This is a genomic window from Aeromonas sp. FDAARGOS 1410, from assembly GCF_019048745.1.
GTDB classification, from domain to species: domain Bacteria; phylum Pseudomonadota; class Gammaproteobacteria; order Enterobacterales; family Aeromonadaceae; genus Aeromonas; species Aeromonas jandaei.
On record NZ_CP077401.1, the window covers coordinates 3,666,961 to 3,681,462 of the forward strand.

A 14,502-nucleotide genomic window follows, 5' to 3' on the forward strand; every position below is an offset into this window, starting at 1 on the left:
CCTTACAGGCTAAATTGACGGATATTGTTCTGTTCGATAATTTCGGCGATTCGGGTCAGGTCAATATTGCCACCCGAAATAATGCTGACGGTCTTTTTGCCTTCGACATAATGTTTCAGTTTGCCGCTCAGCAGCGCTGCCGAGGCCAGAGCTCCCGCCCCTTCGGTAATCACCTTGTTGCGCTGAATAAGGTCAACCATGCTGTGGCGAATATCATCTTCAGTGACCAGAACGATGTCATCGACCAGCTCTTTGACAATTTCATAGGTCAGGGTGCCGGGTCTTGCCACGTCACAGCCATCAGCCAGCGTGCTGCTGGTTCTGTGATTGGTAATGGTGCCTGCGTAGTATGAAGCCGCCATGCCGTGGACATTCTCCGACTGCACGCCAATCACCCGGATAGTCGGGTTGATGGATTTGATGGCCATGGCGACACCGGCAATCAGACCACCACCGCCAATCGGCACTATGATGTTGTCCACATCATAGAGATCCTCGATGATTTCCAGGCCAATGGTGCCCTGACCGGCAATCACTTTTGCATCGTCGAAGGGGGGGATAAATACGCGGCCTTCCATTTCCACGATTTCACTGACTTTGGCAATGGTGTCATTGAAACTATTGCCATGCAGAATAACTTCCGCCGAATAATCGCTGGTTGCAGCAATTTTTGATTTTGGTGCACAGCAAGGCATGACCACCTTGGCATCAATTCCCAGCATGGCACTGGACAAAGATACCCCCTGCGCGTGATTACCGGCAGAGCAGGCGACAACACCTTTTTGACGATCCTCCAGACTTAATGAACTGAGTTTGTTGAAGGCACCGCGAATTTTAAAAGAGCCTGTACGTTGCATGTTTTCAAGCTTGAGGTAAACCTCGCCATGGCAACGTTCGCTGATGTAGTTAGAGGGTAATTGCGCGGTCTTGTATATATGGTTGGTCAGTCTTTTTTTGGCTTCGGTAATATCATGAAGACCAATGGGCAGATTGCTATACATCTTCATCGCAAATCTCTTTTTATTTATTAATTTGTAGGGTTTTATTTCACTGGGCGAAGCGATACTAGGTTCTATCACTTGCAATTAATGTGAGCATAAACACAAAAAAATCTACAAAGAGACTGCGTTACGGTGAAATTATCAAAAAATGTGATGGCAGCAACACTTGAATCCAAATGGATTAAAAAAAGTAATCAGAGATTGGCGAACAATATAATTAACAACTCCAACACAAAGCCGCAAAGATTAGATTTTTCAGGGCAATTGCGTTGCTTTTTGCAACCGGCAATCAGTTGCTTGCCTGCCAGAACCGGGACAATAAAAAAGGGAGCCTGTGTGGCTCCCTCTCGACAACACCGGACCGATTACTCGGCTGCAGCATCATCTTTCTTGTACTTGGCAGCAGTCTCTTTGATCAGAGCCTGCAGCTCGCCAGCCTGGAACATCTCGATCATGATGTCGCAGCCACCAATCAGCTCGCCCTCAACCCACAGTTGCGGGAAGGTCGGCCAGTTGGCAAATTTCGGCAATTCAGCGCGGATATCCGGGTTTTGCAGGATATCAACATATGCAAACGGCTCACCGCAGGACATCAGCGCCTGGGAGGCCTGGGCAGAGAAGCCACAGCTGGGTAGCTTGGGAGAGCCCTTCATGTAGATGATGATGGGGTTGTCAGCCAGCTGCTGCTTGATCTTTTCGATAGTTTCCATAGATGCCTCACTAGAGCAATGATGGCGGCCATTCTACTGCAATCTGGCCCGATCACAACCGGACAAAGGGTAAGAACGGCACGAATCGCTGCCAGAATAGACAGATGATTGATCCTGATCATGGCGCCAATCAAGGGTTGTTAGCCCATCTTTGATACTGCTACAATCCCTTGGCTTTGGACTTTCCTGTCCCACCATTTTAAAAACAACTCTTTTCACATTGGAAAAGAGTACGCAATGTCTTGCAACCGTCGCGCTCGCACGGTCCAGCCAATGGAGAGTAGAAAATGGCATTCGAACTTCCCGCTCTGCCCTATGCAATCAATGCTCTGGAACCGCACATCTCCCAGGAGACCCTGGAATACCACCACGGCAAGCACCACAACACCTACGTGGTCAATCTGAACAATCTGGTGCCGGGTACCGAGTTTGAAGGCAAGTCTCTGGAAGAGATCATCAAGACCTCCACTGGTGGCGTCTTCAACAACGCAGCCCAGATCTGGAACCACACTTTCTACTGGCACTGCCTCTCCCCGAACGGCGGTGGCGAGCCGACTGGCGCACTGGCTGATGCCATCAACAAAGCATTCGGCTCCTTCGCCGAGTTCAAGGATGCCTTCACCAAGTCTGCCATCGGCAACTTCGGTTCAAGCTGGACCTGGCTGGTGAAGAAGGCTGACGGCTCTCTGGCCATCGTCAACACTTCCAACGCTGGCTGCCCGCTGACCGAAGCCGGTACTACCCCGCTGCTGACTGTTGACCTGTGGGAGCACGCCTACTACATCGACTTCCGCAACCTGCGTCCGAAGTACATGGAAACCTTCTGGGCTCTGGTTAACTGGGAATTCGTGGCCAAGAACCTGGCAGCCTGATAACGGCTCCTCTTCTTGCCAAAACGCCTCGCACCTGCGAGGCGTTTTTTATATCTGTGCTGTAGCACCGCAGAGATGGAAAAGGCGCCATAAGGCGCCTTTTCAAGGTCATCAGACAACCAGTCTACTGGTCATCTATCTCGTCCATATACTGGTCGAGATTGGCATCATCAGACTGCTCCTGCTTCGCCTCCTTGAGCTCGGCTTTCTTGCCCGTCACCTTGCTCTGGTTGTACTGCAGGTAGAAATCTTTGGTCAATGCATAAGGATCGAGCGAGTTGTCGATGATCCGTTCCTGATCGATCAGCTTGGAGCGGGAGCCAAGGCCATCGAGCGCCCAGTGCACCACTCGCAGTGGCAAGGTCAGCAAGGCATAGGGGAAGTAGATGGTATCGACCGTATCACCTACCAGCTTGCGGGTCGTGGTCGGGCCATAGACCGGCACCATCAGGTAGGCACCTTCGCCAATATCCGCCTTGCCCAGTACGGTATCCATCTCCAGCTTGTCGCGCTCAAGACCGGCATGTTTGGCTACATCGAAAATACCCAGCAGTCCGACCGTGGTGTTGAGGGTAAAACGACCCAGGTTGACCCCTGCCCCCTTCAAATCGCCGGTGATAAGGTGGTTGACCATGCTGCTCGGTTCGTTGAAGTTCTCCACCAGATTTTCGATGCCATCCTTCATCCCCTGCGGTACGTAACGGGCATAGCTGTGTACCACGGGCCGGGCGACATAGGGCTCCAGCACATCGTAGTTAACTGCCCACATGGCCCGGTTTGGCCCCTGGAAGGGGTCACGAGGATCTGCTGCTGTACTGGTCGCCCCCGGATGATTCATTCCAGGATTGAGATCAAGGCTCTCTGGCCCCGGTTTGGGTGGGCCACCGGCGCAGCCAGCCAGCAACAGGGCTGACAGCAAGGCCCCTGCACGAAGATACATATGGAAGTCCCGACGTTTTATTTTGATTTATCAGAAGTATAGATAACCCGGCCGCCCTCCGGTGGCCGGGTTATCAAAGGACATATTAGAGGGCGTGATCGATACGGATGTCAATCGGAGCGCTTGGAATATCTGCACTCTTGATCGGTGCTGATACCCCTTCAAAGGCCCCCTCCTTGTTCATGACATTGCCGCCACGGGAGAGACGAGCCTTGAATTGCAGCTCGGGATAGGAAGCCAGCTTGCTCCCTTCCATCATGGCATCGCCATCACCCAGCGAGAGCGTCACGGGCAGGGTGGGCCCTGCAATACGCTTGACGGCAATCGGCATGGGCGGCCCGTTGGGCACCACGGCAAACACGAAGAGATAGGCATCTTCCGGCATCTGAATGCCCGCCGCCAGCGAGATATGGAGCGGGAACTCACCCTGCTTCACCTCAAGCTGAGTTTGCTGGTTATCCCGAGCATCCACTGCGCCAGAAGGCGTCACTGCCATACCACGTTGCTTGAGCTGCGCCCTGGCATAATCCATGGAGCGCTCAACCATCACATAGCGGGGAGAGCCCTTCTCCATCAGCAGCAGCATCGCCTGCCAGCGAGCAAGGGCGGTCTGGAAGTCCTCTTTTTGCAGCGCCATGAACGCGTAGACAGAGCGCGCCTCGATGTTGCCCGGCTCCTGAGCGATGGCAGCCTGCAACAGGGCATCGGCTTGTGCCTCATCCCCCGTCATCATCAGCGCCTGTGCATAGGGAACTGCCACCAGCGATTTTTGCGGGGCCAGCTTGTAAGCTCGCTCCAGCGCATCGCTGGCCATCTCGGGATCGTTGCCATCCAGCGCCAGGCGCCCCAGCAGCAGCCAGCCACGGTAGTCGTTCGGTTCATCCTTGAGACGGGTGCGCAGCCCCAATGTAAAGTCGAGCAGATCCTGTTCGGTCACCTTGGCATCGCGCTCCACCAGAATACGGTTGCTCAGCTCGCCAAGACGGCTGTTGGCATCCTGCCAGCTGCTCACCTCTTGCCAGCTGCCCAGCTTGAAGTAGAGGCCCAGACTCACCACCACCAGCACCACAACACCCGGGATCCAGATCAGACTCTTGCCGCTGCGGGCGGTCTGCTCCACATCGGGAATGTCATCAAGCAGGCTGCGCTGCAACTCGATGAGCGAATCGGGCTCCTCGGCAAGCACACCCTGTTCGCGCTCCTCGCCGATCTCCAGCAGACGCTGGCGATAGAGCTGCTTGTTGAGGGCCGAACGGCTGATGCTCTGCTTGCCTTCACCACGCCACAACGGTACGACCAGCGCCAGACTCACCAATACCAGCAGGGCCGCAATCACAATCCAAAAAGCGGTCATTGTTTCTCTTCCTCTTTGAGCAGTTCGGCGAGCCGGCGCTGCTCCTCTTCGCTCAGGGCACTATCCACGGGCTTGGCTGCAGCCACTGGTCGCCGGCTGCGCATCACCACCACACCCAGGCCGATGACGATGACAAGCAGAGGACCAAGCCAGAGGATCAGGGTTGATGCCATCAACGGCGGGTTATAGAGGATAAAGTTGCCGTAGCGAGCCACCATGTAATCCACTATCTCATCCTTGTCCTTGCCCTGACGCACCATCTGGTAGGTCTTGTCGCGCAGATCCTTGGCCAGCCCGGCATTGGAGTCGGCAATATCCTGATTCTGACACTTGGGACAACGCAGCTCCCTAGTCAGCTCGCGAAAGACCTGCTCCTGATTGTCATTGTCGAAGGTATAGACATCGATGGCAGCCATGGCCGGCGCTTGTACCACCCATCCCAGCAACAGCAGCAGGGAAGCAATTAACACTCTCATCAGCACGCCCCTCACTTCATGGCATCAAAGATGGGTTTGAGGGTCGATGCCCAGTTTTCGGGGTTGATATCCCCGACGTGGCGATAACGGATGATCCCCTTGCTGTCGATGAAGAAGGTCTCCGGCGCGCCGTATACCCCCAGATCCAGCCCCAGCATGCCGTCCGGATCATAGAGATTGATCTGGTAGGGATTGCCCAGCTCCGCCAGCCACTTGATCGCCTTGTTGCGCTCATCCTTGTAGTTCATGCCGACGATGTAGATCCCCTGCCCCGCCAGCTCCTTGAGATAGGTGTGCTCGCCATAGCAGGTCGGGCACCAGGTCGCCCAGACGTTAAGCAGCATGGGGCGACCGGTCAGGATGCTGCGATCGTGCTGTTTGCCCAGATCGTAAATGTCCTGCAGGGTGAAGACAGGCACCTCTTTCCCCACCATCACGGATTCGAGTTTGGTGGGATCAGAGTACAGCCCCTTGAACAAAAAGACGGCGCCCAGCAGAAAGACGATAAAGGGAATTAAAAACAGCCAGGTCTTGCGATTCATGCCTTGCTCTCCTCCTCACGACGGCCGAAACGGTAGCGCTTGTCCAACATCGCCAGTACGCCGCCGATAGCCATGAACACGCCGCCAAACCAGATCCAGCGCACGAAAGGCTTGTAGTAAATCCTCACAGCCCAGGCACCGTTGTCGAGCTGTTCACCAAGGGCGGCGTAAAGGTCACGGGTAATGCCGGCATCGATGGCCGCCTCGGTCATCGGCATCCGGGTCACCTTGTACATCCGCTTCTCCGGCTTGAGCAGGGCCACCTGCTTGCCATCCTTGTGCACTTCCAGCACGCCTTTAAAACCGTCGTAGTTGGGGCCGTTCTTCTCCTTGATGCCGGTGAAGACAAACTCGTAATCGGCAAAATGGATTCGATCCCCTGCCTGCATCCGCAAATCTTTCTCGATGCTGTAGTTCTGGGTACAGGCGATGCCGATGATGCTGACTGCAAGTCCGACGTGTCCCAGGATCATGGCCCAGTGGCTGTTGCCCAGCTTGCGAATCCCGATGGCAAAGCTGTGCTTGTGGGTAGCCCGCGTCCAGGTCTCCTGCGCACTGGTGACGATGATCCAGGCGCCAAGACCGATCCCCAATGCCGCCCACGGCTTGAATGTCTCGGCAAGGGTCAGCGGCAGCAGGAAGGCCGCAGCCAGACTCAGGAGCAGCGCAATCACGATCTTGCTCTTGAGCTCGCCCAGCTCCTGGCGGCGCCAGCGAAACAGCGGGCCAATCCCCAACAGCAGGGCGAACGGAATGATCAGCCAGCTGTAGATGTGGTTGAAGAAGGGAGTACCGATGGAGATGCTGCCCAGCCCCAGCTCCTTGTGAACCAGCGGCAGCAGGGTGCCAAGCAGCACGGTCAACAGACCCGCCACCAGCATGATGTTGTTGCAAAGCAGCAGGGTCTCGCGGCTCCACAGCTCATGCTTGCCGTGGCTCTTCACCTGCGAGCCCTTGAAGGCAAACAGCAGCAAGGATGAGCCGATTACCGCCAGCAGGAAGCCCAGAATGAACAAACCGCGGGTCGGGTCGGAGGCAAACGCATGCACCGAGACCAGTACGCCTGAACGCACCAGGAAAGTGCCGAGCAGGCTCAGGGAGAAAGCGGAGAGCGCCAGCAGCACGGTCCACGCCTTGAAGGTGGCACGCTTCTCGCTCACCGCCAGCGAGTGCAGCAGAGCGGTACCAGCCAGCCAGGGCATGAAGGAGGCATTTTCTACCGGATCCCAGAACCACCAGCCGCCCCAACCGAGCTCGTAGTAAGCCCACCAGGAACCCAGCACGATGCCCAGCGTCAGGAATACCCAGGCAGCCATGGTCCATGGACGGGACCAGCGCGCCCAGGTCGCATCGAGGCGGCCGGTCATCAGGGACGCGATGGCAAAAGCAAAGGCAACCGAGAAGCCCACATAGCCCATGTAGAGCATCGGCGGGTGGAAAATGAGACCCGGATCCTGCAACAACGGGTTGAGGTCGCGGCCATCTACCGGGAAGTAAGGCAAGGTGCGAATGAAGGGGTCGGAGGTAAACAGCACGAAGGCGGTAAAACCGACCGAGATAAGGCCCAGTACGCCGAGTACCCGCGCTACCGCGTCGAGCGGCAGACGGCGGCTGAACATGGCGACGGCCGCAGTCCAGCCCCCCAGCGTCAGCACCCACAACAGCAGAGAGCCCTCATGGGCACCCCATACTGCAGAGATACGATAAGCGAGTGGCAGCAGGCTGTTGGAGTTGGTTGCCACATACTGCACGGTGAAGTCGTTGTCGATAAATGCCCAGGTCAGGCAGAGGAACGACAGCAACAACAACAGGAACTGAGCATAGGCGAGCGGACGGGCCGCCGACATCATGCCAAGGCGCCCCCAGCTGGCACCAAGCAGCGGGTAACTGCCCAACAATATGGCGGTGGCAAAGGCCAGGATCAGTGCGAACTGTCCTAATTCCGGGATCATTGCTTGCTCCCCTTCAACTGCGCCTCGGTATATTGCGGCTTGAAGTGCATGCCGTTGGTGGCATCGGCCACTTCAGGCGGCATGTATTTCTCATCGTGCTTGGCCAGCACCTCGAAGGCCTCGACTGTAGTGGCATCCTTCAGGGTGCCCTGCGCGACAATGCCCTGCCCTTCGCGGAACAGATCCGGCAGGATACCGTCATACTCCACCGTCACCAGATGACCGCCGTTATCCACCAGCTTGAAGGCTACCTTGAGGCTCTGGGGATCCCGTTGAACCGAGCCGGGCACAACCAGCCCACCGATGCGCAGACGCTGTCCCTCTTCCGGCTTGATCTTGTCCGGCCCTTTCCCTTCCACCAACTCACTCGGTGTGTAGAAGAGATCGATGTTCTGACTCAGGGCATAGAGCACCAGCCCACAGACGGTTGCGAGCCCCAGCGTGATGGCCAGGATAATGGTGAGGCGTTTTTTACGTCTCGGATTCATAGGGTGTTCTCCATCTGCTGGGCCGCCTTGCGACGAGCCTCGCGTGCCTGCTTGCTGCGCAATTCGCCCAGCAGACTGCGGGTTTTCATTCGGGTGGAAATGACGATACCGATGAGGCAGACCAAAGTCAGGCCAAAGGAGAGCCAGACATAGAAGGCGTATCCGCCCATCGCCAGGAAGTCACTGAAAGAGGCAAAGTGCATGCTTACTTCTCCTGCTCGGCTATCTCTTTGACCCAGGGGCGGTTCCACTCCCGCATCAAGAGCTCGTTTCTAAAGCGCATCAGGGTCAATGCCCCGAGGAAAGTGGCAAACGCCAGGATCATGACGAGCAGCGGCCACAACATGTCGGAAGAGATGGAGGGTTTGGCAAACTTGGTGATGGTGGCCCCCTGATGCAGGGTGTTCCACCACTCTACCGAGTAGTGAATGATGGGCAGATTGATCACCCCGACCAGCGCCAGAATGCCGGCCGCACGACCAGCCAGCACCTTGTCGCTAAAGGCGTTGTAGAGGGCGATGACGCCGAGGTAGAGGAACAGCAAAATCAGCTCGGAGGTGAGACGGGCATCCCAGACCCACCAGGTTCCCCACATGGGCTTGCCCCAGGCCGCACCGGTAAAGAGAGCGATAAAGGTAAAGATGGCACCGACCGGAGCAATGGCTGCTACCGTCATGTCAGCCATCCGCAGTTGCCATACCAGCCCGATAAACGCAGCAATCGCCATGGTGGAGTAAGCCCCCATGGAGAGGATGGCAGCAGGGACATGGATATAGATGATCCGGAAGGAGTCACCCTGCTGATAATCTGCAGGGGCAAAGGCCAGACCCCAGACAGAACCGATGATGAACGAGAGCAGACTAATCACCGCAAACCAGGGCAGCAGGGTACCAGCCAACTGATAGGCCCGCTCCGGTTTGGCATAAGGGTGCAACCATTTCCACATAGCTCACAAAACCTTTTTGTTATTAATCATTTGGCGAGGCCTACCATACCGACCGCAGGGCTGCATCAAATACCCCGAAAGCAATAAGCGGCGCTCTCCTTGATCCATCGCAACTTAATTTTTCCAACATTGCCCCATACGAGGCTTATCACTCTTGCACCAACATAATCAGTTGAGGCTGACTCGCAAAGCGGCTGACACCGCCAGCGGGGTCAGCGTCAATGCCCCCACTAGCATGGCTGCCAGAATGGCAAGCTGACCCCCGTAAGGCAGCCCCATCCCGGCCGCATCGATTGCCGATGTCGCAAAAATCAGCACCGGGATATATAGCGGCAGGATCAGCAGACTGAGCAATACCCCCCCTTTACGCAGGCCAACTGTCAGGGCCACGCCGATGGCACCGAGCAGGCTCAATACCGGCGTCCCCAGTGCCAGCGTCGCTACCACCGCCAGATAACTCTGCATATCGAGGGAGAGCAAAATTGCGATAAGCGGCGAGATGAGCAACAGCGGCAAACCGGTCAGCAGCCAGTGAGCAACCACTTTCGCCAGCGCCAGCAGGCCCAGAGGGTGAGGCATCAACATCATCTGCTCCAGCGAGCCATCACTGAAGTCATCACGAAACAGCCGCTCCAGCGACAACATGGCCGCCAGCAAAGCGGCAACCCAGATGATGCCGGGAGCGATACGAGCCAGCAGTTTCGGCTCAGGGCCAATACCCAGCGGGAAAAGCGTGATGACGATCAGGAAAAACCAGAGCGGGTTGAGAATATCGGAACGCTGGCGCAGCGCGATCAGCAGTTCACGTCGAATGAGATGAAGAACGGCGCGCAGCATGGTGTCACACCTGCATCATGGGGGTCAGTGACAGGGTCTTGAGACGCCCCTGCATCAGGGTAAGATCCTGATGGGTAGTGAGGATCACCATGCCACCCCGATCGGCATGGGCAAGGAAGAGTTGCTCCAACACCTTGACCCCCTGTTTATCGATAGCAGTGAAGGGCTCATCCAGGATCCAGAGCGAAGGCTTGTTGCAGAGCCACAAGCGGGCAAGTGCTACGCGTCGCTGCTGACCTGCTGAGAGCTGACCGGTAGGGTTATCCTCAAAACCGGCCAGACCAACTCGAGCCAGGATCTGCCACAAGTCACTCTCAGCCTGCGCTGAATGATGAAGTTGCTGATAAAAAGTCAGATTTTCAAAGGGGGTCAGGGCTGCTTTTACCCCGGGTTGATGACCCAGATAGAGCAAACAGGCGTGATACTCGTCGCGGCAAGCGCGAATATTCTCCCCATTCCAGAGCACCTCACCAGAAAAGGGTTGTGAGAGGCCAGTCAGCAAACGCAACAGACTGGTTTTGCCAACCCCGTTGGGGCCTTCTATTTGCACCAGATCGCCGGGTGAAACCGTAAAGGAGAGATGTTCAAACAGAGTGCGATCTTCACGCACGCAGCTCAGATTGTTGACTTGAAGCAGCATGAGGATGTTATCAAATAGAATTAAGCGGCCTGCATATTAACACAGTATTGGGATACGTCGTTTCATAGATGCAACAATTGGCGCAAGTCGCGATGGTGATCGCGAAAAGAGGTAAAGGGGATGTCGATATGGCTCTGATCTGTTCCCGTCACTGCATATAAAAATAAAGGAAGGCATGAGCCTTCCCTCAGTATCAAGAACGACCTTTTCGCAAGGATATCAAGAGCTCGGCTTCTGCCTTTGGCAGCTCGCACTCACTCATGACTTCATCCAGGTCGGCCCCCAATTCAACCATCTTGGCAGCACGGCTGTAGAGCCTGCGCTCTGGATCCTGCATGGTCAGCTCTTGCTGGCGATCATTGATCTGTTGCATCGCCCCCTCCACAGCTTGCAGGCGTTGCCCCATGCCAATGGCGCCGGTATGCAGCTCCATCATCTGTTTGCGCAAGCTTTCAAGTTGCCCCTGCAAAGTAGCTACGCTTGCCTCGGACTCCTGCTTGCTGCGCTTGCTTCTTGACCAGACATAAAAAGCAAACGTCAGTGCAATCAGGGACACCACCAAGGCAACTATCTCAATGATCAAAACATCACCTTATTGTTAGAGAGAACCAATTTCGTCCCACTCTTCATCAGAGAGCAACTTGTTCAGATCAACCAGAATTAACAATTGACCATCGCGGTTGCTAACTCCCTGAATGAACTTGGCGCTCTCTTCGGTACCCACTGCGGGAGCGGCATCTATCTCGGAGGAGCGCAGATAAACGACCTCGGCAACGCTATCAACCATGATGCCAATCACCTGCTTCTCGGCTTCGATGATGACGATGCGGGAGTTTTCACTCACATCGCCGGAAGGCAGGCCAAAACGGGAACGGGTATCGATGACAGTCACCACATTACCACGCAAGTTGATGATCCCGAGTACATATTCGGGAGCACCCGGCACAGGCGCGATTTCGGTGTAGCGCAATACCTCCTGCACCTGCATCACGTTGATGCCATAGGTCTCATTTTCCAGTTGGAAGGTTACCCATTGCAGCACTTCATCTTCAGCCAGATTCTGTGCAATATTGCGCTTTTCTGTCATGTTTTTATTCCTTTTATGAAAACGTCTACTGCTAAAACTAGCAATAAAACAGCTCGATTGCAGAAGTTATCAGCGACCTTCTATGTTGACCCCACGCTCCAATAAAAGGAGCAATTCCCGAACATGCAACAGGGCGCACATTTTTTCTTTAACCATGCCCGCGAGCCAAGGGCGCTTGCCCTCTTGGTGGCGCCACTTGACCTGATCGCGGTGCAACAATTCAGTTCCTTTGAGGTGATGACATGCCAGTCCCCAAGGTGACTCTCCAAGCATAATCAGATATTTGTAAGGATCCATCTCCAAATGCTGCCCAGGCATCACCCACTGGGCGGTATCCACTACATTCATTTTTTGCTCGCGAGAAGTCATGATCCCCTTATACCAACCTGGCTGACCAAAAAGAGAGGTCACCTCTCCCAGCTGATGAATCCCGCCAAGATCGGTCAAGGGCACCGCAAACGTCACGCCAGACACTTCAAAGAAGAGAGCCTGGAACTCCTTGCCCGTCTCGATATTTTCCCAACTGACGGGAGACTCTGCTACTTCCGGTGCAACTTCTACCGCCGTCTCGGTTACGACCGTCGTAATCGGTTCTGCAATCTCAGGGCTCAATACCTCAGCAGGCCACTCAGGCTCTACTGGCGACAGAGACTCTTCAGCCACAATTTGCAGTGGCTCTGACACTGTTAGCTCATTGGTAAACGCGTCATTCTCAAATTGCACCTGCCCCACTTGAGCCAGCAATTCACTCAGTTGGGTAAGACGCGGGTCACTCTCCATGTAGGGAGGAGCAACTACCTCCGGCACACTTTGAGGTTGCCGCTGCAACTGCACTACTGGCGCAGCAGGAGCCTCTTCGATTTCATCAAGCCCTGACGGGTCATCAAGGAGCAGCGAATGGAAATAATCATCCATTGCCCGAACTTGAATGGTATCTCTCATGCCGTCACCTCATGAGTCCGCTGCCGCTCAAGCGCGTCAAGATATTTGAGCAGAGTTTCGTAGGCATAGGTTCCACGACTCCCGGGTGAATAAATGGAGGGGGGAATATGCAGCAAACTGGCGTCTCGGAATTTGGTATCGATAGGGATCACCGCGTTCCACACCGCATCACCGTACTGTTCCTTGATGGATTTCAACGTCATCAACGATGCTCGGGTACGCTTGTCAAACATGGTCGGAATAACGGTAAAACGAAATTTATCCCGTTTTGAGCGCTGCATGATTTCAAACGTCTTCATCATCCGCTCCAGCCCTTTCAGCGCTAGGAATTCGGTCTGTACGGGCACCAAGATGCGGTCACATGCAGCAAGCGCATTGACCATCATCACTCCCAATACTGGTGGACAGTCAATGAGCACGTAGTCGTACTGATCCTGAATACGCAGCAACGCGCGTTTGAGCACCAGCCCCATCCCTTCCCGGTTCCCCATGACCCGATCGAGCGTAGCCAGCGTGATAGATGCAGGCAGCAGATTGATATTGTCGAACTTGGTTTTGAGCGTCAGTTTATTGACAAGCTCGGTGGTCGGCTTGACTGCTTGAAAAAGCTCATAGAGCGTGCCATCAAGACGATCCGAATCGTAATCGAGATAAGCGGTCAACGAGGCATGCGGATCCGTATCAATCAGCAGCACTCGTTGGCCACGCTGAGCCAGGATCCCGGCGAGAGAGACCACTGTGGTGGTTTTCCCGACACCGCCTTTCTGGTTGGCAACCGTCCAAACAATCACTGTATCAATCCTGCCTTGTTGTTATACGCATGCCACCACCGGGTAGTGAGATCACCTTGACCTCACCAGCATCCGCCGCTTTTTGCACTTCCGGCACAGCCTCTGTGGCTGGCGGAGTTTTGACTACAGGTCTTGCAGGTACCCAGGCAAACTTGGAGATAGCGACCACCACTTTACGGTTCTGTAGCCGCCCCTCTTCGCTACCATTGTCTGCAAAAGGAGAAAACTCACCATATGCCTCGAATGCCAAGCGCTGAGGTGCAATGCCATTGGCAATCAAACCGTTTAGCACTGCCTCAGCCCGAGCCGCAGACAGAGCCCAGTTTGAGCGATAAATTTCATTATTAATCTGTTGGTTATCGGTATAACCCCTGACCCTTACATAGTTATCGACCGGTTTGAGAATACTTGAAAGAGTATTGATAACCGGTGCTGCATTGGGCCCCATAAATGCACTTCCACTGCCAAATAACAGCCCTGAACTCAACTCGATAGTCAGCCAGTTCTCATCTTGGGTCAGTTTGACTATCCCGGACTCAACCAATGATCCCATGCTTGCCTGTAGTTGTGTACCAAGCGTCGCAAGTGTTGTGCCATTTTGCAAAATAGGGACACCGGAAATAGGTGCAAGAGAGGGAGCCGGCCCGCTTGTTCCATCAAGTATTGAAGGTGCGGAAGAGGCCGAATTTTCCAATAGCGAATTACCTTGGCCATCCAGCAAACCGTCGCTGTGCGGCTGAATAACACTGAAAGCCTGACTCATACCGTCAATGACTGCACGATACTTGTCCTTGTTAACCAAGGCTACGGAATAGAGCACCACAAACAGGGCAAAGATGAGAGTCATGTAATCGGCGTAGGAGACCAGCCAGCGATCCAGATGCTCACGCCCTTGCAAGTGCAACCGATAACGCTTACGCATGG

18 protein-coding genes are annotated in these 14,502 nt (G+C 54.9%); 1 reads left to right on the forward strand and 17 read right to left on the reverse strand.

Annotated features, from left to right (window positions below; translation table 11 throughout):
- Window positions 1-2 precede the first annotated feature (2 nt).
- Together tdcB and I6L40_RS17015 are read right to left on the reverse strand one after the other, a co-directional pair.
- Complete coding sequence (tdcB, locus tag I6L40_RS17010; RefSeq protein ID WP_041208895.1) at window positions 3-1,007, reverse strand: bifunctional threonine ammonia-lyase/L-serine ammonia-lyase TdcB; 1,005 nt, start codon at window positions 1,005-1,007, stop codon at window positions 3-5.
- A gap of 359 nt (window positions 1,008-1,366) precedes the next feature.
- Window positions 1,367-1,711 carry a Grx4 family monothiol glutaredoxin gene (locus I6L40_RS17015; protein WP_005353650.1) on the reverse strand — a complete coding sequence of 115 codons (345 nt, stop codon included), beginning with the start codon at window positions 1,709-1,711 and terminating at the stop codon, window positions 1,367-1,369.
- 287 nt (window positions 1,712-1,998) lie between these two features.
- On the opposite strand from I6L40_RS17015, the gene sodB reads away from it, so the two are divergent.
- Window positions 1,999-2,583 carry a superoxide dismutase [Fe] gene (gene sodB, locus I6L40_RS17020; protein ID WP_005331469.1) on the forward strand — a complete coding sequence of 195 codons (585 nt, stop codon included), beginning with the start codon at window positions 1,999-2,001 and terminating at the stop codon, window positions 2,581-2,583.
- Window positions 2,584-2,707: 124 nt separating this feature from the next.
- Here sodB and I6L40_RS17025 read toward each other — a convergent pair whose 3' ends face one another.
- From I6L40_RS17025 to I6L40_RS17095, 15 genes are all read right to left on the reverse strand, one after another.
- Entirely contained in the window at window positions 2,708-3,523 is an 816-nt protein-coding gene (locus I6L40_RS17025; RefSeq protein WP_071910794.1) for a VacJ family lipoprotein, read from the reverse strand.
- 85 nt (window positions 3,524-3,608) lie between these two features.
- On the reverse strand, window positions 3,609-4,877 hold the full coding sequence (gene ccmI, locus I6L40_RS17030) for a c-type cytochrome biogenesis protein CcmI (protein ID WP_216994625.1): 1,269 nt from the start codon (window positions 4,875-4,877) through the stop codon (window positions 3,609-3,611).
- Complete coding sequence (locus tag I6L40_RS17035) at window positions 4,874-5,353, reverse strand: cytochrome c-type biogenesis protein (RefSeq protein WP_071911337.1); 480 nt, start codon at window positions 5,351-5,353, stop codon at window positions 4,874-4,876. The genes ccmI and I6L40_RS17035 overlap by 4 nt, the downstream gene beginning before the upstream one ends.
- A gap of 11 nt (window positions 5,354-5,364) precedes the next feature.
- Entirely contained in the window at window positions 5,365-5,895 is a 531-nt protein-coding gene (locus tag I6L40_RS17040; RefSeq protein ID WP_043850368.1) for a DsbE family thiol:disulfide interchange protein, read from the reverse strand.
- Window positions 5,892-7,847, reverse strand: a complete 1,956-nt coding sequence (locus I6L40_RS17045; protein WP_216994626.1) for a heme lyase CcmF/NrfE family subunit — start codon at window positions 7,845-7,847, stop codon at window positions 5,892-5,894. The genes I6L40_RS17040 and I6L40_RS17045 overlap by 4 nt, the downstream gene beginning before the upstream one ends.
- Complete coding sequence (gene ccmE, locus I6L40_RS17050; RefSeq protein ID WP_033114435.1) at window positions 7,844-8,335, reverse strand: cytochrome c maturation protein CcmE; 492 nt, start codon at window positions 8,333-8,335, stop codon at window positions 7,844-7,846. The genes I6L40_RS17045 and ccmE overlap by 4 nt, the downstream gene beginning before the upstream one ends.
- Entirely contained in the window at window positions 8,332-8,538 is a 207-nt protein-coding gene (gene ccmD, locus I6L40_RS17055; RefSeq protein WP_033114436.1) for a heme exporter protein CcmD, read from the reverse strand. The genes ccmE and ccmD overlap by 4 nt, the downstream gene beginning before the upstream one ends.
- Window positions 8,539-8,540: 2 nt before the next feature.
- The gene (locus I6L40_RS17060) at window positions 8,541-9,281 is read right to left on the reverse strand and encodes a heme ABC transporter permease (RefSeq protein WP_216994627.1); all 741 of its coding nucleotides are present in this window, start codon (window positions 9,279-9,281) and stop codon (window positions 8,541-8,543) included.
- Between the two features lie 168 nt (window positions 9,282-9,449).
- On the reverse strand, window positions 9,450-10,118 hold the full coding sequence (gene ccmB / locus I6L40_RS17065) for a heme exporter protein CcmB (RefSeq protein WP_042031553.1): 669 nt from the start codon (window positions 10,116-10,118) through the stop codon (window positions 9,450-9,452).
- 4 nt (window positions 10,119-10,122) lie between these two features.
- Window positions 10,123-10,758 (reverse strand): cytochrome c biogenesis heme-transporting ATPase CcmA, encoded by a 636-nt coding sequence (gene ccmA, locus I6L40_RS17070; RefSeq protein WP_216994628.1) that lies wholly within the window; start codon window positions 10,756-10,758, stop codon window positions 10,123-10,125.
- 193 nt (window positions 10,759-10,951) lie between these two features.
- Window positions 10,952-11,338 (reverse strand): DUF2802 domain-containing protein, encoded by a 387-nt coding sequence (locus I6L40_RS17075; RefSeq protein ID WP_156033969.1) that lies wholly within the window; start codon window positions 11,336-11,338, stop codon window positions 10,952-10,954.
- 18 nt (window positions 11,339-11,356) lie between these two features.
- Window positions 11,357-11,845 carry a chemotaxis protein CheW gene (locus tag I6L40_RS17080; RefSeq protein WP_033114441.1) on the reverse strand — a complete coding sequence of 163 codons (489 nt, stop codon included), beginning with the start codon at window positions 11,843-11,845 and terminating at the stop codon, window positions 11,357-11,359.
- 69 nt (window positions 11,846-11,914) lie between these two features.
- Entirely contained in the window at window positions 11,915-12,787 is an 873-nt protein-coding gene (locus tag I6L40_RS17085) for a chemotaxis protein CheW (protein ID WP_042031556.1), read from the reverse strand.
- Window positions 12,784-13,578, reverse strand: coding sequence for a ParA family protein (locus I6L40_RS17090; RefSeq protein WP_033114443.1), 795 nt, complete (start codon window positions 13,576-13,578; stop codon window positions 12,784-12,786). The genes I6L40_RS17085 and I6L40_RS17090 overlap by 4 nt, the downstream gene beginning before the upstream one ends.
- Before the next feature lie 4 nt (window positions 13,579-13,582).
- Window positions 13,583-14,500, reverse strand: a complete 918-nt coding sequence (locus I6L40_RS17095) for a flagellar motor protein MotB (protein WP_071910779.1) — start codon at window positions 14,498-14,500, stop codon at window positions 13,583-13,585.
- Window positions 14,501-14,502 lie beyond the last annotated feature (2 nt).